This window comes from Paenibacillus sp. FSL R7-277, from assembly GCF_000517965.1.
Classification (GTDB): Bacteria; Bacillota; Bacilli; order Paenibacillales; family Paenibacillaceae; genus Paenibacillus_AQ; species Paenibacillus_AQ silagei.
Genome location: NZ_ASPX01000021.1, coordinates 75,323 through 96,948, shown reverse-complemented (window position 1 = coordinate 96,948; position 21,626 = coordinate 75,323). Strand labels below are relative to the sequence as shown.

Sequence of the window (21,626 nt, the reverse complement as noted above, 5' to 3'; positions counted from 1 at the left end):
AAGCAAGGTGGTTTCTATGGCGAATCTGAAGGATGTTGCGAAGCAGGCAGGACTTTCTGTGAATACAGTGTCCAGAGTCCTTAACAATAGAGGGTATATCAGTGACAAGACGAAGGAGAAGGTCTACCGGGTGATGAAGGAAATGAACTATCAGCCGAATGAAATGGCCCGGGCCCTGTTCCGCAAAAAATCCAATATGATCGGGCTGATCATCCCGGCGATTTCCCATCCTTTTTTTGCCGAGCTGACCGCCTATCTCGAATATTACGCAGACCTTAAGGGCTACAAGCTGCTGCTCTGCAATTCCAACCGCAACGTCTCCAAGGAAGTGGATTATATCGAGATGCTCAAAAAAAATCAGGTTGACGCCATCATCATGGGCAGTGCCGTGCTAGATGTGCAGCATTATCTTCACCTGGACCTGCCGATCGTCTCCTTCGACCGTGTTATTTCGGAGGATATCCCCGTGGTCACCTCGGATAATCTGGAGGGCGGCCGGCTGGCTGCCCGGTTATTAACCGGCCAGGGCTGCCGGCACACGGTCTATATCCAGCGGGGGATCGACGGTCCCCAGCATCACTTCATGCTGGCCGGCCTGAGAAGGCAGGGGTACGAAGAAGAGCTGAAGCGCGCCGGGCTTGCGCCGCTGTACTTGCAGCTGGAGGTCAATGAGGGGAGCTACACCGGAGGGGACACCGCCATTGCCGCCTACCTCCAGGAGCATCCTGAGATCGACGGCGTATTTGCCAGCAGTGATGTGATTGCCGCCGAGGTCATTCATGCCTGCAACCTGCTCGGCAAGGAGATTCCTTCAGCCATGCGCATTGTGGGCTATGATGATGTGCAGCTGGCTTCTATGATCTCACCGCGTCTAAGCACTGTCCGGCAGCCGATTCAGGAGATGAGCGAAGCCATTATGGAGCTGGCGGTCCGGCAGATCGAGGGCCAGGCGGTGGCGATGGTGAACACGTTCCCGGTAACGGCTGTGGAGCGCGGCACGACCTGATACTCAGGACTGGCAGTTTCTCTGCCAGTGTCTGCCTTAATAGAGCGTCAGGTTTAAATTTATGGATTGGATCATTAAGAGGAAATCACCTAACCTATTAGGTTCAGTTTTTTGCATAATCAGAGATAAGTGTATTCGGTGCAACTAAAAACAGTGAAAAGGAAGGTATTCCTCTCCTAACTGTATTTCATACAACTAAATATGCTGGAATGGGCGAAAATCCAGGTATAGAGGTATTTTAATTGCACGAAATACAGCTAAACTGAGATTCGCCAGTATATACGGCGATTTAGATGTACAGATTGCAATTAAGCCATTCTTACAGTTTTATAGCTGCTGCTGCCCTATTATATCAACCGGTTAACATAGAACCTTGCCTTGTTCTGCTGAACAGAGGAAGAAGGCTGACCCGGGTCAGGAGGTACGGATGGCTGTAACCATCAAAGATGTTGCCGAGAAGGTCGGCGTCTCCGTCACTACCGTCTCCCGTGTGCTGAATAACCGGGGATACCTCAGTGAGAGTCTGAAGCAAAAGGTGAACGATGCCATGGAGGAGCTGAATTACCATCCGAGTGAGGTGGCACGCTCCTTGCTGCGCAAGAAGTCCAATATGATCGGCCTGATTCTGCCGGATATCTCCCATCCGTTCTTCGGAGAGGTAACCAAGCATATTGAGGCCTATGCCTATGAACAAGGCTATAAGCTTATGCTGTGCAATTCCCTCCATCATAAGAAAAAAGAGAAAGAATACATCGATCTGCTGCGGGCCAGCCGGGTTGACGGCATTATCATGGGCAGTCATACGATGAGCGTGAACGATTATAAGTCAATCAGCTTGCCGCTGGTGTCGCTGGACCGGCAGATTTCTAAGTCGATTCCGTTCATTGCCTCGGATAACTATCAGGGTGGAGTGTTGGCCACCCGGCTGCTGCTGCGCAAAAAATGCCGGAGTATCGCCTATCTCAGCGGGAATCTGCGCCTGAATCTGCTGGCCAAGCAAAGGCATGACGCCTTCCTGGAGCAGGTCAAGAGGCAAGATGTGGAATATACCGTCCGGCAAACCGATCTGAACGGATTTAAGTATAAGGATTACGAGAAGCTGGTCAGCAGTCTTTTTGAGGAACGCCCTGAGCTGGACGGCGTATTCGCGAGCAGCGATATGCTGGCGCTACAGGTGCTGAAGCAGTGCAGAAGGCTGGGCAGAGCCGTGCCCGGTCAAGTCAAAGTCATTGGATATGACGGAATTGCCGCCCTGGATGCGGAGGATCTGACTACTATCGTCCAGCCGATCAAGAAGATGGGCGAGCTGGCTGTTCAATATCTGCTTCAGCAGATTGCCGGCGAGCCGGTTCCACTGGAGACGATTCTTCCCGTCCGGTTATCGGAGAAGGGGACCACTTGAAGCACGCAGGATTCATTCACATTCGAACGATATGGAGGAAATATATATGGATTTCATTTACCGCGTAGCCCCGGATTTACGGGAAGGGATCGCTGGCCTGCCGCCGCTGCATTTGCCGGAGGATCTGGCCGCAGCCCGGAATATGTTTCCGCCGCCTACTGAACCGTCGGACTGCGTCCGCATTACGGAACGGGTTCTGATTGCCGGTTCCGGGCCGGTTCGGGTCAGAATTTATGAACCGGCTCAGCGAAGTGAACATAAGCTGCCTGCCCTGCTCTGGACCCATGGCGGCGGCTATATTCTGGGTCAGCCGAGCGGTGACGATGCGTTATGCGAGAGCTTCGTCCTCGCGGCCAACTGTGTAGTCGTGTCGCCCGATTACCGCCTTGCCCCGGAGCATCCGTACCCGGCAGCCATTGAGGACTCTTATGCAGCGCTTGTGTGGCTGGCCGATATCAACAATGGGCTGAGCATCGATTTGGCCCGGATTGCCGTGGGCGGAGCGAGTGCAGGCGGCGGTCTGGCAGCGGCTTTGGCCCTGATGGCGAGGGACAAGGGAGGCCCTGCCCTCTGCTTCCAGCTTCCGCTGTATCCGATGCTGGATGACCGCAACATTACACCTTCGAGTTATGAGGTCACGCACCCGGCGGTGTGGAATCGGGCGAACAACCTGGTGGCGTGGGAGATGTACCTGGGCGGCCCTGCCGGGGGCGCAGACACCTCCCCGTATGCGGCACCCGGCCGTGCGGATCAACTGGCGGGACTTCCGCCCGCCTATATCTGCGTCGGACAGCTCGACCCGTTCCGTGATGAGACGATTGACTATGTGGCCCGGCTGGCACAGGCCGGTGTAGAAGTGGAATTTCATCTCTACCCGGGGGGCTATCATGGCTTCGAGCATGTTGTCCCTGCAGCCGAAGTCAGCCGCAGAGCCAGAGAGGGATACATCCATGCCCTGGCAAGAGCCTTGAACTCTTAAATTGTAAAAAGAGGACGGGTTTTTGAAAGTATTGTGTACACAGAGACCATAGAATGGATATGACACAAGGATACTGGAGTACCAAGGGGGAGTGCGGGTGTTTAAACTCGGAGAGACAATACCATTTGAAGATAAGGCGAACGATGTGTTAACAGTGGGCGAGCTGCTCGTGGATATGATCTCCAATGAGTACGGCGAGGACACGGTAGGTGATGGATATACCCGTTATTTTGGCGGATCGCCTTCAAATATTGCCATTAATGCGGGGAAGCTGGGCATCCGGTCGCATGTGGCTTCGGCGGTGGGCAGGGATAGCCTGGGCAACTATCTGATCAACCGGCTGCAGAGCGCCGGAATGGCGACAAGCGGCATCCAGCAGGTCGATGATTCTACCAGTATGGTGGTGATTACCAAGAGTCAGGCTACGCCGGTTCCAATCTTTTACCGTGCGGCGGATTACCGGCTGGAGTACAATGAGGCGTTGGAGCAAGCCTTGATTCATTCCAGAATTGTCCACTTCTCCTGCTGGCCGATCTCCAGGACCCCGTCCCGTAGGGCGGTGGAGCGGGTGATCCAGACGGCGCGGAAGCATAAGGTGCTGATCGGCTTCGATCCCAACTATCATCCCTCGATCTGGCAGAAGGGGGAGGACGGGGTAGCCTATGTCAAAAGCATCATCCCGAAGGTGGATATCATCAAGCCTTCCGAGGATGACGCTGAGCGTCTGTTCGGTCCCGGCACGCCGGAGGAGCAGATCGCCAGATTCCTTGCGCTTGGCGCGAAGCTGGTCATTCTGACGCTGGGCAAGGACGGGGCACTCGTCTCCACCGGCAGCGAAACGATGTCGTTTGAGACCAAGGCGACGCAGATTGAAGATACGACGGGAGCAGGAGATGCCTTCTGGTCCGGATTCTATACAGCTATTATCAAAGGGTATACGCTCACAGAAGCGCTGGAGCTTGGATCTGCTGTCAGCGCGTACAAACTGAAATTCACCGGTGCGGTAGTCGATCTGCCTGCGCTTGCGGTCATTAAGCAACAATTCAACCTGTAGGAGGCTTCTTAAGATGACACTGAAGAATCAAGTACAGTTAATTACCTATCCCGATTCCCTGGGCGGAGACCTGAAGCAGCTCCATCAGGTGCTGCGCGGTCCCTTCGCCGGGCTGTTTGCCGGGGGGATTCACATCCTTCCGCCCTTTCCTTCTTCGGGGGACCGCGGCTTTGCGCCGCTGACTTATCTGGAGATTGAGCCGGAATTCGGCAGCTGGGAGGACATCCGCAGCATCGGGGAAGAATTCGATGTGCTGGTGGATCTGATGGTCAATCATATCTCCAGGCAATCGCCGTATTTCCAGGACTTCCTGGAGCATGGCCGGGCTTCGGAATATGCGGATCTGTTCATCACCCTGGACAAGATCTGGGAGAATGGCGAGCCTGTGCGTACGGATATCGAGAAGATGTTCCTGCGGCGGCCGCTGCCTTATTCTACGTTCACTACCTCCGGAGGGGTGGAAGAGAAGGTCTGGACCACTTTTGGCAAAACCGATCCTTCCGAGCAGATTGATCTGGATGTCCATTCTCCGCTCACCCGCGACCTGCTGCGGCAGTTCTTCGAGAATTTCAAAGAGCAGAATGTCAAGATTGTCAGGCTGGATGCGGTCGGGTACGTGATCAAGAAGCTGGGCACCAGTTGTTTCTATGTGGAGCCGGAGATCTATGAATTCCTGGACTGGATCAAAGAGATGGCCGACTCGCTGGATATAGAGCTGCTGCCGGAGGTACATGCGCATCACAGTATCCAGACCAAGCTATCGGAATACGGCTGCTGGATCTATGATTTCATTCTGCCTTACCGCGTGCTTGAGGCGCTTACCGGCAGATCCAATACGGCGCTGTACGACTATCTGCGGACCCGTTCGCCTAAGCAGTTCACGATGCTGGACTGTCATGACGGTGTTCCGGTGAAGCCGGATCTGGATGAGCTGATTGATACCAAGGAAGCGCGGGAGCTGGTGGATCTCTGCGTGGAGCGCGGGGCGAACCTGAGCCTGATTCTGTCCGAGGAGCATAAAGCGCCGGATGGCTTCGATGTCCATCAGATCCGCTGCACGTATTACAGTGCACTGAATGAAGATGACGACGCGTACCTGGCAGCAAGGGCGATTCAATTCTTCGTACCGGGTATTCCGCAGGTCTATTATGTAGGCTTGCTGGCTGGCCGCAATGATCTGGAGCAGGTCGCCCTGACGGGGGAAGGCCGGGAGATTAACCGCCATAACTATACGCTGGAGGAGATTGCAGCGGAGAGTGAGCGGGAGGTCGTGCAGCGGCTGATGAAGCTGATCCGCTTCCGGAATGAATATAGCGCCTTCCATGGAACCTTCCGGGTGCTTGAGGCAGAGGCGGATGAAATCAGGCTGATGTGGGAGCAAGGAGCAGCATATTGCCGGCTGCATATTAACCTGCAGAATTATAAGACTGTTATCGAATATATAGATCAGCAGGGACAAGAAGCGGTATACTGGGTCTGATTCTAATTCGTTAAGGGGGAATGATGATGGCTACAATGCAAATCAGCCTGTTCTCGGCAAGTCTGAAGCGGGAGGTCACGATCCAGGCCATATTGCCGGTGGATCTGCCGGAGGGCTGGGGATTGCCGGCCTGGTCGGGCCAGCCCTTGAGATCGCTCTATCTGCTGCACGGCTTCTCCGGCAGCCAGAACGACTGGCTGAACTTCTCCAGGATCAGGGAGCTGGCAGACAGGCATCAGGTGGCAGTATTCATGCCGGCCGGGGAGAACCGCTTCTATGTCAATGATGAGCTAAGAGAAGAATACTACGGTGAGTATATCGGCAGAGAGCTAGTAGACTTCACCCGCAAGCTGTTCCCGCTATCAGCAGCCAGAGAGGATACCTGGATCGGCGGCTTATCCATGGGCGGCTACGGGGCAATCCGCAACGGCCTGAAATACGCGGAGCGCTTCGGCCGGATCATCGCCTTATCCTCGGCCTTAATTCCGTATAGAGTTGCCAATATTTCCCCAGACTATAAAGACGGAATTGCCAGTTATTCCTACTATGCCAGCGTCTTCGGCGATCTGAGTAGGCTGCTTGGCAGCGACAAAGACCCTGAGCAGCTGGTGCGTAATGTGAAGGCGCAGGGACTTGCCCTGCCGGAGCTGTATATGGCATGCGGAACCGAGGATATGCTGCTGGATGTGAACCGCCGGTTCCATCAGTTCCTGGAAGGCGAGCAGGCCGCCCATTACTATGAAGAAGGCCCTGGCGACCATAACTGGGCATACTGGGATAAGCATATTGAAGCTGCGCTGGATTGGGCGGCTAATTGACTTTATAATAAGCACTTAAGAAAATAACGAAAAGTAAAAAGAAGCGGAGGGGAATTTTGGAACTGTAGGAGCGGTAGCGTCCGCCTTTGTGTTTGAATTTCTACCGCGTAATGCGGTTTAATTCAGGAAATTCAAATACAACAGCGGCCGGAGGGCCAAACATTCACCGTAGTGACGACAGAGCTTTAAGTTCATTTTTTCAGCTTATATAACAGCAAATTGCATACTTACACGCCCCTGGGTCCGACCGAGAAGGTATCGGCTCAGGGGCGTGCTGAATTCCGGGGAAAGGAAGAGGCGGGGATGATCCGAACCAACAGTATCGTGTTCAAATTTGCGTTGCAGATGACAGTGATTCTTGCGATCCTGCTGTCCATCCTTGTTCTGAGTAACATCTACTCCCTGGAGGTGGTGCGGAGCAATGCACTGACCAGCTCGCGTAATACACTGGCCCTCTATCAGGCCAATATTCATAATAACTTCAACAATTTCTCCAAGGACCTCATTGAGGTGTTCGACCATAACGTGGATACTGCGGTGAATTCGGCGGGGATGGATGAGAACAGCCGGTATTTCAAGGTCCAGCAGCTCAAGAATAGCCTGCAGGCAAAAATAGCAGGCGATAATTCGAGCGACGGCATGTTCATCAGGCTCTCGGAGGAGCTGGTGCTGGAGCAGTTCAACCGCCGGATTCAATCGGAGGATAAGCTGGCTCTGGTGGATTTTATCAATATGCATAAATTCAGTACGGCTCCGGCAGAACATAGCGGGGAATGGAAGGTCTTCCAGATCCGCGGCGAGTCCTACTTGTTCAAATATATTACTTATTCAGGAGTCAGCTTCGGAACGCTGGTGAAAGCGGACACGCTGCTGGCTATGGTTGATAGGGGAGGCAATGATAAGAACCGTTATGTGCTGAGTGACTCGGAGGGAATGATTCTGGCAGCGAATAATATCTCTCTTAATGAAGGGGATACGACGCTTGAGAGCTTAAGCAGGCAGTATCAGCGGGATTACCTGATTGTATCTGAACCGATCGGCGAGTTCGGGCAGATGACTCAAATGGTTGCCAAGGGCAGTCTGTTCTCGGGCCTGAAGCTGATTCAGTGGGGGATCGCCCTGCTGGCGGTTCTCTCGGTCATCGTGGTGCCGCTGGTGCTGAGATTCCTGACGAGAGATGTGCTGAGGCCGATTCTGGAGCTGGTGAAGGCGGCGAAGGCGGTCGAGCAGGGGCAGCTGGAATACCAGATTCCGCAGAATACCCCGTATTCCCTGGAATTCCTGAAGCTGTTCCATGCGCTGGAGTCCATGGTCAGTGAGATCAAGGATCTGAAGATTCAGTCCTATGAAGAACAGATCGAAATCAGCCGTGCCGAGATCAAGTATCTGCAGATGCAGATCCGGCCCCATTTTTTCCTGAATGCGATCTCAACGATCACCAGCCTAACCTATCAGAATAAAAACGAGGAGATCCGCCGCCTGATCCACTGCCTCTCCGAGCATCTCCGGTATATGTTCAGAGGAGGGCTGATGGAAGTGACGATGGAGGAGGAGATCCGGCACACTGAGAATTATATCCGGATGCAGGAGATCCGTTATCCTGAGCAGATTTTTTTCATGATCGAGATGCAGGAGGAAGCGCGGCAGGTGCCGGTTCCCCAATTCATGATTCAGACCTTTGTGGAGAATACGTTCAAGCATGCTATGTTCGTTCAGGAGCTGCTGTCTATTTTCATCAGGGTGCGGATGGAGCTGCGGGACGATAGTCCATTTGTCAGTATTGTCATTGAAGATAACGGGGCGGGCTTCGCTTCTGAATGGCTGGATCAGCCGGAGCGCGAAGAGGCAGGGGAGGACGGAGGCAGAGTGGGCATTGCCAATATCCGCAAGACTCTCAGACTGCTCTACAAACGGGAAGATCTGCTCAAGCTGTCGAATATCGAGACTACAGGTGCGAGAGTTGAGCTATGGATTCCTGTGAAGCCACTCGAATGGGGCCAGCCCGGCTTAGAGGGAGGATAATATGCGTTGTATGCTGATTGACGATGATATTCCTACAATTGAAGCGTTGCGCGGTATTGTGAATTGGGAGGAATTCGGAATTACGGAAGTGCTAACCGCTCATAATATACAGGATGCGAAGCAACTCTTCGAGCACGGCGAGCCGGATCTGATGATTTGCGATATTGAAATGCCGCGCGGCTCGGGCATTGAGTTGATCAAGTGGGCCAGAGAGCGTCAATATGAGGGCGGATTCATCTTCCTGACCTGTCATGAGAGCTTCACCTTCGCCTCCCAGGCGATCTCATATGACGCAGACTCGTATCTGGTCAAGCCGCTGGACAAGCAGGAGCTGGAAGCAGCACTGCGCAAGTCTATGGATACGCTGAAGAACAAAATCATGTTAGGCGAATACAGCAAGCTGGGCCATGCGTGGCTGAAGAACCAGGATCTGATAGAACGCAGCTTCTGGAGCGATGTGCTGACGGCGACAATCTCTCCCCGGCCACAGCTGATCCAGAGTGAGGTGCAGAAGCGGGAGCTGTCCATCCCGGTGCATGCAGAATACAGGCTGCTGCTGGTAAGTGTTCCCCGCTCCCAGATTGAACGGGAATGGGATGAGAGCATCTTCCATTATGCCCTCTCGAACCTGGTCTCTGAAATTCTCAGCAGCCGGGTGGGCAGCGGCCGGATGATTGCCTATCAGGTCGATAAAGTATTCTACAATGCGATTATTGTGGAGAGTCCGGCGGATATGCAGGAGCTGGAGGTGAGCGCCGGAGAGATCATCCGGCTGTCCAGACAGTATCTGAAATGTACGGCTACCTGTTACTTCAGTGAGCCTGCGGCGATCTCCCGCCTGGCGCAGCTTAAGACGGAGCTGGAGCAGGCGGACGAGGCGAACATTATTTTCCGGGGGAAGCTGCATTTGCCGAATAAGCCCTTCCAGGTAGATCTGACCGAGCGCTTCACCCTGGATACGGAGCTGTTCACCCTGCTGTTTGTCCAGAAGGAGAAGGCGCAGATTGTGAACCGGCTCAAGAAAGAACTGGAGCTGCTGACGAGTCTGAACAAGCTGGATGCGGCAACGCTCCATTCGATACGAGAGGACCTGCTTCAGGTGGTCTATACGCTGCTCGCGCGGCACCACATTCAAGCCCACCGCCTCTTCGAGGGCGAGCTTAGCCAGCAATTAGCCCAGGATGCCGAGAGCAGCGTGTTCGACTTCATGAAATGGGCGCAGGCGCTGACGGATAAGACGCTGGATTCCATTAAGGAGGTGCTGCAGTCCGAAGGGGTGGTCGAGCGGGCCAAACGGTTCATTCAGGAGCACTATACCCAGGACCTCAGCCGGGAGGATGTTGCCGCAAGCGTATATCTGACCGCGGATTATCTGGCCAAGGTGTTCAAGCACGGGACCGGCCAGAGCGTGAAGGAGTACCTGAACGACTGCCGGATCAGAGCGGCGAAGCAGAGGCTGGTGGAGAGCACGGCGAGCATCGGGGAGATTGCCATGGATACCGGCTTCGATACCCTCTCCTATTTCTCCACTGTGTTCAAAAAATGGACAGGCGAAACCCCGGCAGCATACCGTTCCAAGCATAAGCACTAGGATCGGAAGAGACTCCGCGTGTCCCCGAGAGAAGCAGAGCCTCTTGCGATACATTTCGTTTCCTAACCATAAGTCAATAGAAACTGTACTACCTCGGTCTTCAGCGCTTCGTGAAATTGCACACGATCAAAGCCAGGCGGGTCCTGTGAGGGGGGAAAGGCAGGTGAAATCATCGCAGCCGGAAAAGGACTCAGGAAGGAAAAGTGTCCGGCATTCTCCACCGTCCGATAGTGAATCATCCGTGGTTCGGCAACACCATTCAAGATGATCTGTGCGTGAAATGGAGGGGTGTACGGGTCCCGCTCCGCGTCCAGCATGAGAATGGGGAGACGAACGCCGCTTAATGCCCCCTCATTCCGGAACCAGACGGACGCCGGGGCCAGTAAAATTAGGGACTGGATTCGCGAATCCAGAGGAACATTGATTTGCTGCAGCTTTCCGTTTGGGCTCTCATTAGGAAAGGAGGTTGGGATGCCGCCAGCTGCTGCCAGCGCGGTGTAGCCGCCCATGGAATGCCCGATGACCGAGAAGCTTCCCGGCCGGATAAGCCCCTTGAACCTCTCATCTTCAAAAAACCAGTCGGCGGCCATGCGAAGATGCCGGGGGCGATAGGTGAGGTTAGGGACCGTACCTTCCCAACTATTATCGTTCCGGTTATTATGCGGATGTTCGGGCAGGCCAACGATAAAGCCGCTGCGTGCCAAATGCCGGGCAAGCGACCCGTACACAAACGGCGAACCGCCTGTACCGTGTGACATGAGGACCAGCCGAAACTTCCCCTCCCTCGGCGCCGCGTCTCTGGCCACTTCCAACGGGTATTGCCCGAGACGGTCCGCCTGTTCCGGTACGTCTGTCGGATACATCACGATCATAGGATAGGTCTCCCTCAAAGAGTTATCTGTAATTTGTACCTCGCAGCATCCTGCGTATCCTTCATTCATATATGCTTCTGTGTTCATCTTAAATTCTTCCTCTCCTTGAGCGGTACGCTCCTAAGCTGGCGGGCTAACGGGAATATATATGTCCAATACCGAATCCTCGCTCGTCGGTCCCAGATACCGCTGGTCGTAACGTGCGAACTCCGGGGCATTCGTACGAACGCTGCCAGACTGGGGTAACCACGTCTCGTAAATGTATTGGAACGTATCGTTGAGCCTCGCTAATGTTCCCTTATGAGTAAAAACCGCATAAGTTGCCGCGGGCAGCAGCTTAGCGGCCATTCCCAAGGGAACTGTACTCTCCTCGCTGGCCGCCTCGACACAAGCGGTATAAGTAACCTCCCACTGCTCGCCCGTAAGTCCAATGACCGCATAAAACAGGTCTTCCGTATCCGGCTTGCGCGTAATCTCAAACACACGCTGCCTAAAGCTCCGCCATAGCATTCCGACCTCGTCCGAATTGACACCCGGTATCGACATGCCGACCAAATGCAGGTTGTCCAGGCAGACAAAAGCTGGCACGAGGGAAATACCGGTATGCAAATGTTGCAGTCCCACTTCATCCAAAGGAAGCTTCTCCATAGCCCGGAACAATGTGTCTTTCATGTCCCTTTGCTTGCGAAATTGTCCCGGCGAGATGGAGAACATTTTCCGAAAGGCCCGGGCGAAGGATTCCTGGGACTCGAATCGGTACTGGATGGCAATATCTATAATCTTTTGGCGGGTATGAAATAAGTCGTATGCCGCATGTGTCAATCTCCGCTTACGGATGTACTCTGAGACGGAGCATCGGGTCACTGACAGGAAGATCCTGTGAAAATGGTAAGGCGAATAGCCGGCAGCCTCCGAAACCTTGGCGTTTAAACTTTCATCGGTCAGATGATTCTCAATATAGGAAATAGCCTTGATTACTGAATCCTTATAGTTCACATGAATGCCTCCATAGAGATATTATCACTGTACGACAGCTGAAACGCCCGGTTATGATATTTTTTGCGGAATACAGCAGGGCGACTTGTATTACGTTTATTGTGAGTGATTTTGTTGAATAATTCCACAGGACGAACAGCAGCCCGTTTTTTCAAAAAAACAGCCCGTATTATTGAAAGCCTGCCGCCCTCCAGGACCGGTACAATGAGAGTGTAAATACAGAACAGGAGGCATGATGATAATGAAGAAAAAGGGGTTAGGTTCACTGCTGCTGTCCATGGTAATCTGCGGTTCACTGCTCTCCGCCTGCGGCGGCAATTCCAATACATCGTCCAAGAATTCCGTGGATACGGAAGCGAAGGCCAAGGTGGCTGAGATTGTATTCGCACTGCCCTCCTTCAACCGGATTCCCGATGATCTCAGCAAGGTGACCGAGGCCATCAATGCCATTACTACCGCGAAAATCGGGGTGAAGGTGGACTTCCGACTCTTCGGCCCGGCAGATTATGCCCAGAAGGTCAATCTCGCGCTCCAGAGCGGGGAGAAAATGGATGTCTTCACCACCCTCGGACAATTCTCCAACTATGTATCCAAGAGCCAGGTGGCTCCGCTCGAAGAGCAGCTTACCGAACACGGCAAAGAGCTGACAGCCATTCTGGACAAGGATTTCGGGCCGGATATTCTCAAAACCACCACGATGGACGGACATATCTACGGCATTCCTGTGAATAAAGGGATGGCGCTGCCGACCAATATCATCTACAACGCGGATATGCTCGCAGAGGCGGGCGTAGCAGCAGACTCCATCCAATCGATAGAGGATCTGCCTGCGGTGTTCGGCGCAGTGAAGCAGAAGCTGCCGGATGTAGTTCCGTTTGGCCCGATTAATGTGAATCCGACGGATACCGGACTTGTGAACTGGATGAAGGGTGCGAGCAAGGTGGATTACCTGACCGATACCACCGGAGTCGGTGTCGTGATCGGTGATAACGGGAAGGTCGTTAACTTCTACGAATCGGATGTCTTCAAGAACGGAATTCAGATGATGAGAGACTGGTTCGAGGCCGGGTATCTGCAGAAGGATACCGCAACCACTACGATTACAGCGATGGAGATGGTCTCCTCGGGGCGTGGCTTCTCCTTCCTGGGCGGCTACAGCGGCATGGAGGTTGGCAAGCAGCTGAGTGCACAGGTCGGCAAAAACATTGAGACCAAGCGCATCGCCCCGTTCTACTTCGATACAAGCGCCGTGAACTCGGTGACCTGGATGGTCTCCAGTACCTCGAAGGAGACGGAAGCCGCTGTGAAGTTCCTGAACCTGCTCTACACCGACAAAGAGCTGATCAACACCATTCTGTTCGGAATAGAAGGGGAGGATTACATCAAGGTAGATGAGCATCATGTGAAATTCCCGGAAGGCATGGACGCCAATACGGTGCCTTATACAGCCATGCTTAGCTCAGGGATTGTTGGCTCCGAGTCACTCCAGTATCAGATGGAGGGAATCAACTGGTCGGATGTTGAACTGAAGCTGAAGGAGAATAAGGATACCGAAAGATCGCCGTATTTCGGCTTTATCTTCGACCAGGGTCAAGTGAAGACGCAGATGAGTGCTGTGAACAACGTAGTGAATCAATTCCTGCCGGCACTGGTCAGCGGATCGGTAGATCCTGAGAGCATTATTGCGAAATTCAACAGTGCGCTGAAGGATGCGGGTGCACAGGACATTATAGACAGCAAGCAGCAACAACTGGATCAATGGCTTGCCGCGCAAAAACAATAATTTGAATAAGCCTGCTGAGGGTAGAGCTGCTAATGGAGGCTCTGCCCCCGGCAATGGAGGTGAATCCGGCATGACTGCCAAACCTAAATCCAAGCCACTCAAAAAAACACTTCCTTTATTAATTCTCGCGGGTCCGGGACTGCTGTATTTTCTCATTAACAGCTACTTCCCCATGTTCGGGGTGTTCATCGCGTTCAAGGATGTCAATTATGCCAAAGGCATCTTCGGCAGCGACTGGATCGGCTTCAAGAACTTCACCTTTCTGTTCCAGACCAGTGATGCCTGGATTATGACCCGCAACACCCTGCTGTACAATCTGACGTTTATCGCGCTGGGAACCGTAGTTTCAATCATCATTGCCATTCTGATGTCGGAGCTGCTGAACAAGCTGTACTCGAAGCTGTTCATGACCGGGCTGATTCTGCCGAACCTGATCTCGATGATCGTGCTTTCGCTGCTCGTCTTCGCCTTTCTGAACGCCGACAGCGGGTTCGTCAATCATTCGATTCTGCGGCCGCTGGGGATACCGGAGATCAACTGGTATTCGGAGGCGAAATATTGGCCGTACCTGCTGGTCCTCATTCAGATCTGGAAGACGGCAGGCTACGGCTCAATTGTCTATTTTGCCTCGATTGCCGGCATTGACAAGAGCATCTATGAGTCGGCCAAAATCGACGGTGCCGGGAAGCTCAAGCAGATCCGCATGATTACTCTGCCGCTGCTGAAGCCGACCATTATTGTGCTGGTGCTGATGTCGATGGGCCGGATTTTCAACTCTGACTTCGGCCTGTTCTATCAGGTTCCAATGAACTCTGGTGCGCTATACAGCACTACCCAGACGATTGATACGTATGTCTACCGCGCCTTGATGCAGCTCAATGATATTGGAATGTCGGCAGCCGCCGGTCTGTATCAGTCGCTGGTCGGCTTTGCCCTTGTGCTTACGGTCAATGCCATCGTCAAGAAGGTCAATCCAGAAAACGCTTTGTTCTAGGAGGAAATTCGGATGATCCAAACAAGAGGAGAACGAACGTTTACGGTGTTTTCTGCGGTCGTGATGATCCTGCTGACGGTTTTTGCTTTTTTGCCCTTCCTGCTGATTGTGATTGCTTCGTTCACCAACGAGACGACGCTGATCCGCAACGGGTACAGCTTTTTCCCGGAGCATCTAAGTCTAGACGCGTACCGGTATATTAAGTCCTCGGCGTACATTTTCATTAGAGCCTATGGCGTTTCCTTTCTAGTGACGATTCTTGGAACCGCGATTGGACTGCTGATAACAAGCATGCTTGCTTATCCGATGTCCCGGTCTGATTTCAAGTATCATAATACGCTGGCGTTTGTCGTCTTCTTCACCATCCTGTTCAGCGGGGGGATTGTGCCTTCATACATCATGTGGACCCAGTACTTCCATATCAAAAACACGCTGTGGGCGCTGATCCTGCCCAATCTGCTGGCGAACGGGTTCAACGTCCTGCTGGTCCGTAACTACTTCAAGAATAATGTGCCGCTGGAGATTATCGAAGCCGCTCAGATCGACGGTGCCTCGGAGCTGCGGACCTTCTTCCGCATCATGCTTCCGCTGTCCATGCCGGTCATGGCAACCGTCGGGATGTTTATGGGCCTGGCCTATTGGAATGACTGGATCAATGCGTTATATTTTGTATCTAAGCCGCAATTGTACGGTATTCAGAATCTGCTGATGCAGCTCATGAGCAACATCCAGTTCCTCAATTCCGGCCAAGCCGGGAATGTACTCGGAGCCGACACGGTATCGCTGCCAAGTACAGCGGTGCGGATGGCGATGGCGGTGCTGGGCATTGTGCCGGTGCTGTTCGTCCTGCCGTTCATGCAGAAGTACTTGACCCGCGGCGTGGTTATCGGAGCTGTCAAAGGCTAAATATGATAGGAGATGAGCGTATGAAAGTGCAAGAGGTCATTGACCGGATTCTGCTCGATTGCTGCGGGGGACGGAGGCTGGAGCAGACCTGTGATGTGCTGGCGAGCGGCAGTGAAGAGATGGAGGTCACAGGGATCGTCACTACGTTCATGGCTACAGTAGATGTCATCAAGGAAGCCATTGCGATTGGGGCCAACCTGATCATTACCCATGAGCCGACCTACTATACCGGCAATGATACGCTGGACTGGCTGCAGCAGGACCCGGTATATCTGGCGAAAAAAAAGCTGATCGAGGAGCACGGCCTTACGATCTGGCGCTTCCATGACCATATGCATCTGGCGGATACGGACCGGATCTATGACGGACTGCTGAAGGAGCTGGATTGGGCAGATAAGAAGCTGGACGACAAGGACGCCTGGGGATATCTGATCGAGGAGACTACCGTGGGTGAGCTGGCCGGCTTCCTGAAGCAGCGGCTGGGGATGAAGGTGATTCAGATCGTCGGCAACGCGGAAGCGCCCTGCTCCCGTATCGGCATCCTTGTCGGCGGCGGCAGTCTGGGCCTCGGCCGGGAGCAGATGCCGATGGAGCTGATGCAGGAGAAGGGTCTGGATGTGATGGTCTGCGGCGACATTACCGAGTGGACCTTATGTGCTTACATCAATGACGCCGCCATGCTGGGCATGAACAAGGCGATGATCGTGATCGGTCACGAGCGCTCCGAGGAATGGGGCATGAAGTATATGGCTGAGTGGCTGGCGCCGCTGGTGGACGGGGTTCCGGTTACATTCGTGGATGCGAGGGAGCCGTTTGTGTATTTGTGAGACATTGGCGGAGCTGAGTGAACGGGCCGTTGTTCCACGAGCGTTCCGTTCCTCTGGTCTGCTGCTTGTTGATGGACTGTAGGGCCCTTATTTCTCGATAAAAGCCCACTTTGCGCCGACTGCCGGACTGAGATGCACTTATCGGCCCACTAATTGATATTAATCGGTGGTATTACCACCAATAAGGGCCATGGAGTCCGTAACCTGCGTAAAAAGCGGCTTTTGGGCAGAATAAGCGCCTCTCAGTCCGCTGGGCAGATCCCGCAGAGTCAAATGCAAATGATGCTCGGCCTGGGCCTGTTATGCCGCAAGCCTGGCATAAATCAAGGCAGCCATCCCCCGCTATGGGAGGATGGCTGTCTTTTATACTACTGCAAGACGTAATTGCCCGTAGCTCTGTACTTACCTGCCTGGGCATCCCAGGTGAAGATCCCCTCGGCCAGGTCCCAGCCGCCACCCTCATCCTTGAAGTCCTTCCAATATTGATGCAGGCGTCCTTTCTTATCAATCTCGGCCCCCTGATCCCCCATGAATTGAAGCTTCTTGGTGAGGGTTCCATAGTTCAGACGGTAGACGGAGACCTGGGTATTCGAGGGCAGATAATCTACGGTAACCGCCAGCTGCTTCTCCGTGGGAGAGACGGCGAAAATCTGCATATCCGCTTCATCTTCTTCATACTCCACAAGCTTCTTATCAATTAGGACTACTACACCTTTGGAGTTCACCAGATACAAATTGCCCGACTCCGTGAGCAGGAAGCTCTCCGGCTTCTGATCGTTATTCAGGTCTGCGGTCTTCAGCATACGTACCGTTTCTCCCGGGAACTTCTGCTTCAGGAGTAGCTTGGCATCTGGCGCTTCAGCATAGGCGGAAGGGGCGGAAGCTATCAGCAGCAGGGAGGTAAGCAATACCGTAAGCCTGCCCATATCTATTTTCATCCGAGTTCTCCTCTCTTCCGGTTCTCCAGTAAATGATCTATCGCCGCCTGCTCGATGGGCAGCCCCTTGGTGTAACGCTCCATATAGAGAGCAAAGCCGTCCACATCAGTAGGGTCAGGTGCTACCTCCTGTCCTTCCATGTTACAGAACACCTTAGAGCTCAAGTAATCCGCCAGGCTCTCGTTCGGCTCCTTATGTATCATATAAGAGGCCAGAATGGCTATTCCCCATGCTCCGCCTTCACCAGCCGTAGACAAGACTGAGACCGGAACATTCAGTGCAGCGGCACAGATCCGCTGGCCGACCTGCGGGGTGCGGAACAATCCGCCGTGCGCTGAAATACGGTCAATCGTTACCCGTTCCTGCCCGGTCAGAATCTCCATTCCGAGTCTTAACGCAGCGAAAGCGCTATACAGATGAACTCTCATGAAGTTAGCCAGCGTGAAGCGGCTCTGCGGCGAACGGACGAACAGCGGACGCCCTTGGGCAAAGCCGGTGATATTCTCGCCTGAATAGTAGCCGTAGCTCAACAAGCCGCCGCCATCCGCATCCGCTTCCAGCGCCTGGCTCAGCAGGACGCTGAACAACTGGTTCATGTCGGGCTTCAGCCCCATGGCTTCATGAAATTCACGGAACAAGCCGATCCAGGCATTCAGATCGCTGGAGCAGTTGTTGGCAAGAACCATAGCAACCGGGCTGCCTTCCGGTGTATTCACGATATCAATCTCAGGGTGGACCGCACTTAGATTCTGCTCCAGCACAAACATAGCAAAGACCGACGTCCCTACGGAAATATTGCCAGTTCGTTTCCTAACACTACCTGTAGCCACCATACCTGTTCCGGCATCGCCCTCCGGCGGGCATAGCGGAATACCGGCCTGCAAACGGCCTGACGGGTCGATCAGCCGGGCACCTGCTTCACTGAGATTTCCTGCGTTCATACCGGCCGTATATACTGTAGGCAGGATATCTTGCAGCTTCCAAGGATAACCCCTGCCGGCAGTTAGAGTGGTGAACTGCTTCACCATATCTTCATTGTACTGCTTCGTTGCTTCATCGATGGGGAACATCCCGGAGGCATCCCCGATCCCGATAGCCCTGCGGCCCGTCAGCAGCAAGTGAACGTAACCCGATAGCGTCGTAAGATAATCTATTCTGGCCACATGCTCTTCACCGTTCAAAATAGCCTGATACAAGTGGGCGATACTCCAGCGCTCTGGAATTTTGAACTGGAATGTCCCGCTTAGCTCCGCAGCAGCAGCGCTTGTGGTAGCATTGCGCCAGGTACGGAATGGAACGAGCAGCTCTCCCGCCCGATCCAGCGCAATATAACCCTGCATCATGGCCGAGCAGCCGATGGAGCCGACGGTTTGCAGAGTGACGCCATAGGTCTGCTGAACCGCTTGCTGTAATTGCTGGTAGGCTGCTTGCAGACCTTGAACTACTTCCCTGAGATCGTAAGTCCAATAACCCTTAGTGAATTGATTCTCCCATTCATAGGTGCCGGAGGCGATCGTTTCAAAATGGTGATCGATCAGCACAGCCTTGATTCGCGTGGACCCGAACTCAATCCCGAGCGACGTTTCTCCCTGAACAATCGCCTGTTTGACGGAATGCGTCATGACAGCGTTCCCCCTCTAACTAAAATTGTCCAGAATATAACATATATAAGCGATAGAGTACAACCTCTCCACTCTTTTTTGAACCGGTTTTGCCCTAATCCGCTGTTGCAAATCTGCAATGCACCCCCCGTAACAAAAATATTTTATTTTTTTTGGCCGCGCTAAAATGTCTTGAAGTCTCATCTCCAACACTTTGTCTGATCCGCCGGGCAGGATATGTCATGGAACGCTTGATTTCATACCCAGCCAACCCGGCTGGAGAAAAAAAGTGTGGTTTTTTTGCGACTCGCAGGCCCCGCGGGAATACAGATGAAGCACTAAAGAAATTAACGAAAAGCAAAAAGAAGCGGAGGGGAAATTTGGAACTGGAGGAGCGGTAGCGTCCGCCTTTGTCACCGGATTTCAACCGCTATTAGCGGTAAAAATCAAGAAATCTGGTGACAACAGCGGCCGGAAGTCCAAATGTTCACCGCAGCGACGACCAAGCTTTGAGTTCAAACAAGCTAGTCGCAAAAAAACAACAGAAAAATACCTTGAATTCAAGGCTTTTTGGAGCTATTGACCGGTCCTTTTTTCTGTATTACGATGACCTTGAGAAAACTTTCACAAGTAAAACGAGACGCATAGAGCAGCAATTAGGAGACACACAAAAGGGCCATTATTTTTTTTAACAACTGTAGTGAAATAATTCACATAAAGAGGAGCAGATGAAATGACAAAAGTAATTTCAGCCGCCAAAGCAGCGGAACTCATCAAGGACGGAGACACGGTAGCGGCAAGCGGATTTGGATTATCCTGCTGGGCAGAAGAGATGGGGATCGCCATTGAAGAGCGCTTCGTACAGAACGGACACCCAAAGAATCTGACGGTGATGCACGCCAGTGCCGTCGGCAACCGCCGCGACAAGGGCATGAGCCACCTGGGCCATGAAGGCCTCATCAAACGCTGGATTGGCGGTATCGCGATCGCTTCCCCGGGATTGGCCAAGCTGATTGAAGAGGATAAATGCGAAGCCTACAACTTGCCTCAGGGTGTGATTACCCAGCTCTACCGCGAGATTGCCGCCAAGCGCCCGGGTGTGATTACCAAGGTGGGTATGGAGACCTTCGTCGATCCCCGCGTGGAGGGCGGCAAGATGTCCCCGTCTACCAAGGAGGACATTGTGAAGGTGATTGAACTTGAAGGTGAAGAGTGGCTGTTCTACAAGACCTTCCCGATTCAGATCGCCCTGATCCGTGGAACCGTAGCGGACGAGAACGGCAACCTGACGCTGGAAAAAGAAGGCCTGCACATGGAGGTTCTGCCGATCGCCCAGGCCGTCCGCAATTCCGGCGGTATAGTGATCGCCCAGGTAGAGACGGTGGCTAAGAACGGCACCTTGAATCCCAAGGATGTGAAGGTTCCGGGCATTCTGGTAGATTACCTCGTCGTGTCCACCCCAGAGAATCATTATCAGACCGAGAATACGCAGTATAATCCGGCGTTCTCCGGTCATGTCAAAGTGCCTGTGGATTCGATTGAAGTCTTGCCGCTGGATGAACGCAAAATCATCTCCCGCCGCACAGCCGTAGAGCTTCAGCCGAATACCATCCTGAATCTCGGAGTCGGCATCCCGGTGAATGTAGCGAACATTGCTGCTGAAGAGGGCGTGGACGACCAGCTGATTCTGACCACAGAGGCAGGCTCGATCGGCGGGGTTCCCGCAGGGCTGAAGGACTTCGGTCATGCGTACAACTCCGAGGCGATTGTAGATCATGATGCCCAGTTTGACTTCTATGACGGCGGTGGTATTGACCTCTCTGTGCTTGGCCTGGCGCAGACCGACGAATACGGGAACGTAAATGTCAGCAAATTCGGTACACGCGTAGCGGGCTGCGGCGGATTCATCAATATCTCTCAGGCGGCGAAAAAGCTGGTGTTCGCGGGTACTTTTACAGCGGGCGGGCTGCAGATTAAGGTAGAGAACGGCAAGCTGCACATCATTCAAGAGGGCAAAGCCAAGAAATTCATCTCAAAGGTACAGCAGATCACCTTCAGCGGATCCTATGCCGCCAAGGTAAAGCAGCCGGTTGTGTATGTTACGGAACGCGCCGTCTTTGAACTGCTGAACGGTAAAATGACCTTAACCGAAATCGCGCCAGGCATCGACCTGCAGACAGAGATTCTGGATCAGATGGACTTCAAGCCCGTCATTTCACCGGACCTGAAGGAAATGGACGCGGCTATGTTCCAAGAGAACTGGGGCATGCTGAAGTCGATTATCGCCGATAAGAACCGGGTGCTGCAGGAAGTGTAGTTAATGTAAATACCGTAAGCTGAACTTATAAACCAACTAA

General features: G+C 53.3%; 17 protein-coding genes. 13 read left to right on the top strand and 4 right to left on the bottom strand.

The annotated features are described in order from the left end of the window. Positions 1 to 16: 16 nt before the first annotated feature. The 8 genes from C173_RS08705 (at position 17) to C173_RS08670 (ending at position 10,352) form a co-directional block, all read left to right on the top strand. Entirely contained in the window at positions 17 to 1,006 is a 990-nt protein-coding gene (locus C173_RS08705) for a LacI family DNA-binding transcriptional regulator (RefSeq protein ID WP_036724067.1), read from the top strand. A 427-nt stretch (positions 1,007 to 1,433) separates the two neighbouring features. Beyond that, positions 1,434 to 2,408, top strand: a complete 975-nt coding sequence (locus tag C173_RS08700; RefSeq protein WP_036724065.1) for a LacI family DNA-binding transcriptional regulator — start codon at positions 1,434 to 1,436, stop codon at positions 2,406 to 2,408. A 46-nt stretch (positions 2,409 to 2,454) separates the two neighbouring features. Then, a complete protein-coding gene (locus tag C173_RS08695; RefSeq protein WP_036724064.1) occupies positions 2,455 to 3,387 on the top strand; it encodes an alpha/beta hydrolase in 933 nt (310 codons plus the stop codon). Between the two features lie 97 nt (positions 3,388 to 3,484). Next, positions 3,485 to 4,441 (top strand): carbohydrate kinase family protein, encoded by a 957-nt coding sequence (locus C173_RS08690; RefSeq protein ID WP_036724063.1) that lies wholly within the window; start codon positions 3,485 to 3,487, stop codon positions 4,439 to 4,441. Positions 4,442 to 4,454: 13 nt separating this feature from the next. Next, positions 4,455 to 5,921 (top strand): sucrose phosphorylase, encoded by a 1,467-nt coding sequence (gene gtfA / locus C173_RS08685; RefSeq protein ID WP_036724061.1) that lies wholly within the window; start codon positions 4,455 to 4,457, stop codon positions 5,919 to 5,921. Positions 5,922 to 5,947: 26 nt separating this feature from the next. Beyond that, positions 5,948 to 6,739 (top strand): alpha/beta hydrolase, encoded by a 792-nt coding sequence (locus tag C173_RS08680; protein ID WP_036724060.1) that lies wholly within the window; start codon positions 5,948 to 5,950, stop codon positions 6,737 to 6,739. 324 nt (positions 6,740 to 7,063) lie between these two features. Continuing rightward, complete coding sequence (locus tag C173_RS08675) at positions 7,064 to 8,761, top strand: sensor histidine kinase (RefSeq protein ID WP_235191826.1); 1,698 nt, start codon at positions 7,064 to 7,066, stop codon at positions 8,759 to 8,761. A 1-nt stretch (position 8,762) separates the two neighbouring features. Further along, positions 8,763 to 10,352 (top strand): response regulator transcription factor, encoded by a 1,590-nt coding sequence (locus C173_RS08670; protein WP_036724058.1) that lies wholly within the window; start codon positions 8,763 to 8,765, stop codon positions 10,350 to 10,352. Between the two features lie 62 nt (positions 10,353 to 10,414). On the opposite strand, the gene C173_RS08665 is transcribed toward C173_RS08670, so the two are convergent. Then, the gene (locus C173_RS08665; RefSeq protein WP_036724057.1) at positions 10,415 to 11,311 is read right to left on the bottom strand and encodes an alpha/beta hydrolase family protein; all 897 of its coding nucleotides are present in this window, start codon (positions 11,309 to 11,311) and stop codon (positions 10,415 to 10,417) included. Between the two features lie 33 nt (positions 11,312 to 11,344). Next, the gene (locus tag C173_RS08660) at positions 11,345 to 12,220 is read right to left on the bottom strand and encodes an AraC family transcriptional regulator (protein ID WP_036724056.1); all 876 of its coding nucleotides are present in this window, start codon (positions 12,218 to 12,220) and stop codon (positions 11,345 to 11,347) included. A gap of 241 nt (positions 12,221 to 12,461) precedes the next feature. Here C173_RS08660 and C173_RS08655 point away from each other — a divergent pair, with 241 nt between their 5' ends. From C173_RS08655 to C173_RS08640, 4 genes are all read left to right on the top strand, one after another. Then, the gene (locus C173_RS08655) at positions 12,462 to 14,003 is read left to right on the top strand and encodes an ABC transporter substrate-binding protein (protein WP_235191825.1); all 1,542 of its coding nucleotides are present in this window, start codon (positions 12,462 to 12,464) and stop codon (positions 14,001 to 14,003) included. A gap of 70 nt (positions 14,004 to 14,073) precedes the next feature. Continuing rightward, positions 14,074 to 14,997: an ABC transporter permease gene (locus C173_RS08650; RefSeq protein WP_036724053.1), complete on the top strand. Its 924-nt coding sequence runs from the start codon at positions 14,074 to 14,076 to the stop codon at positions 14,995 to 14,997. Between the two features lie 12 nt (positions 14,998 to 15,009). Further along, positions 15,010 to 15,903 carry a carbohydrate ABC transporter permease gene (locus C173_RS08645; protein ID WP_036724051.1) on the top strand — a complete coding sequence of 298 codons (894 nt, stop codon included), beginning with the start codon at positions 15,010 to 15,012 and terminating at the stop codon, positions 15,901 to 15,903. A 20-nt stretch (positions 15,904 to 15,923) separates the two neighbouring features. Further along, complete coding sequence (locus C173_RS08640) at positions 15,924 to 16,730, top strand: Nif3-like dinuclear metal center hexameric protein (protein ID WP_036724050.1); 807 nt, start codon at positions 15,924 to 15,926, stop codon at positions 16,728 to 16,730. Between the two features lie 368 nt (positions 16,731 to 17,098). Here the strand turns inward: C173_RS08640 and C173_RS08635 are convergent, their stop codons facing one another. Together C173_RS08635 and C173_RS08630 are read right to left on the bottom strand one after the other, a co-directional pair. Beyond that, positions 17,099 to 17,668, bottom strand: a complete 570-nt coding sequence (locus tag C173_RS08635) for a hypothetical protein (protein ID WP_036724049.1) — start codon at positions 17,666 to 17,668, stop codon at positions 17,099 to 17,101. After that, positions 17,665 to 19,290, bottom strand: a complete 1,626-nt coding sequence (locus C173_RS08630) for a xylulokinase (protein WP_036724048.1) — start codon at positions 19,288 to 19,290, stop codon at positions 17,665 to 17,667. The genes C173_RS08635 and C173_RS08630 overlap by 4 nt, the downstream gene beginning before the upstream one ends. 712 nt (positions 19,291 to 20,002) lie before the next feature. Between C173_RS08630 and C173_RS08625 the strand changes: the two genes are divergently transcribed. Next, the gene (locus C173_RS08625; protein ID WP_036724046.1) at positions 20,003 to 21,586 is read left to right on the top strand and encodes an acyl CoA:acetate/3-ketoacid CoA transferase; all 1,584 of its coding nucleotides are present in this window, start codon (positions 20,003 to 20,005) and stop codon (positions 21,584 to 21,586) included. Positions 21,587 to 21,626 lie beyond the last annotated feature (40 nt).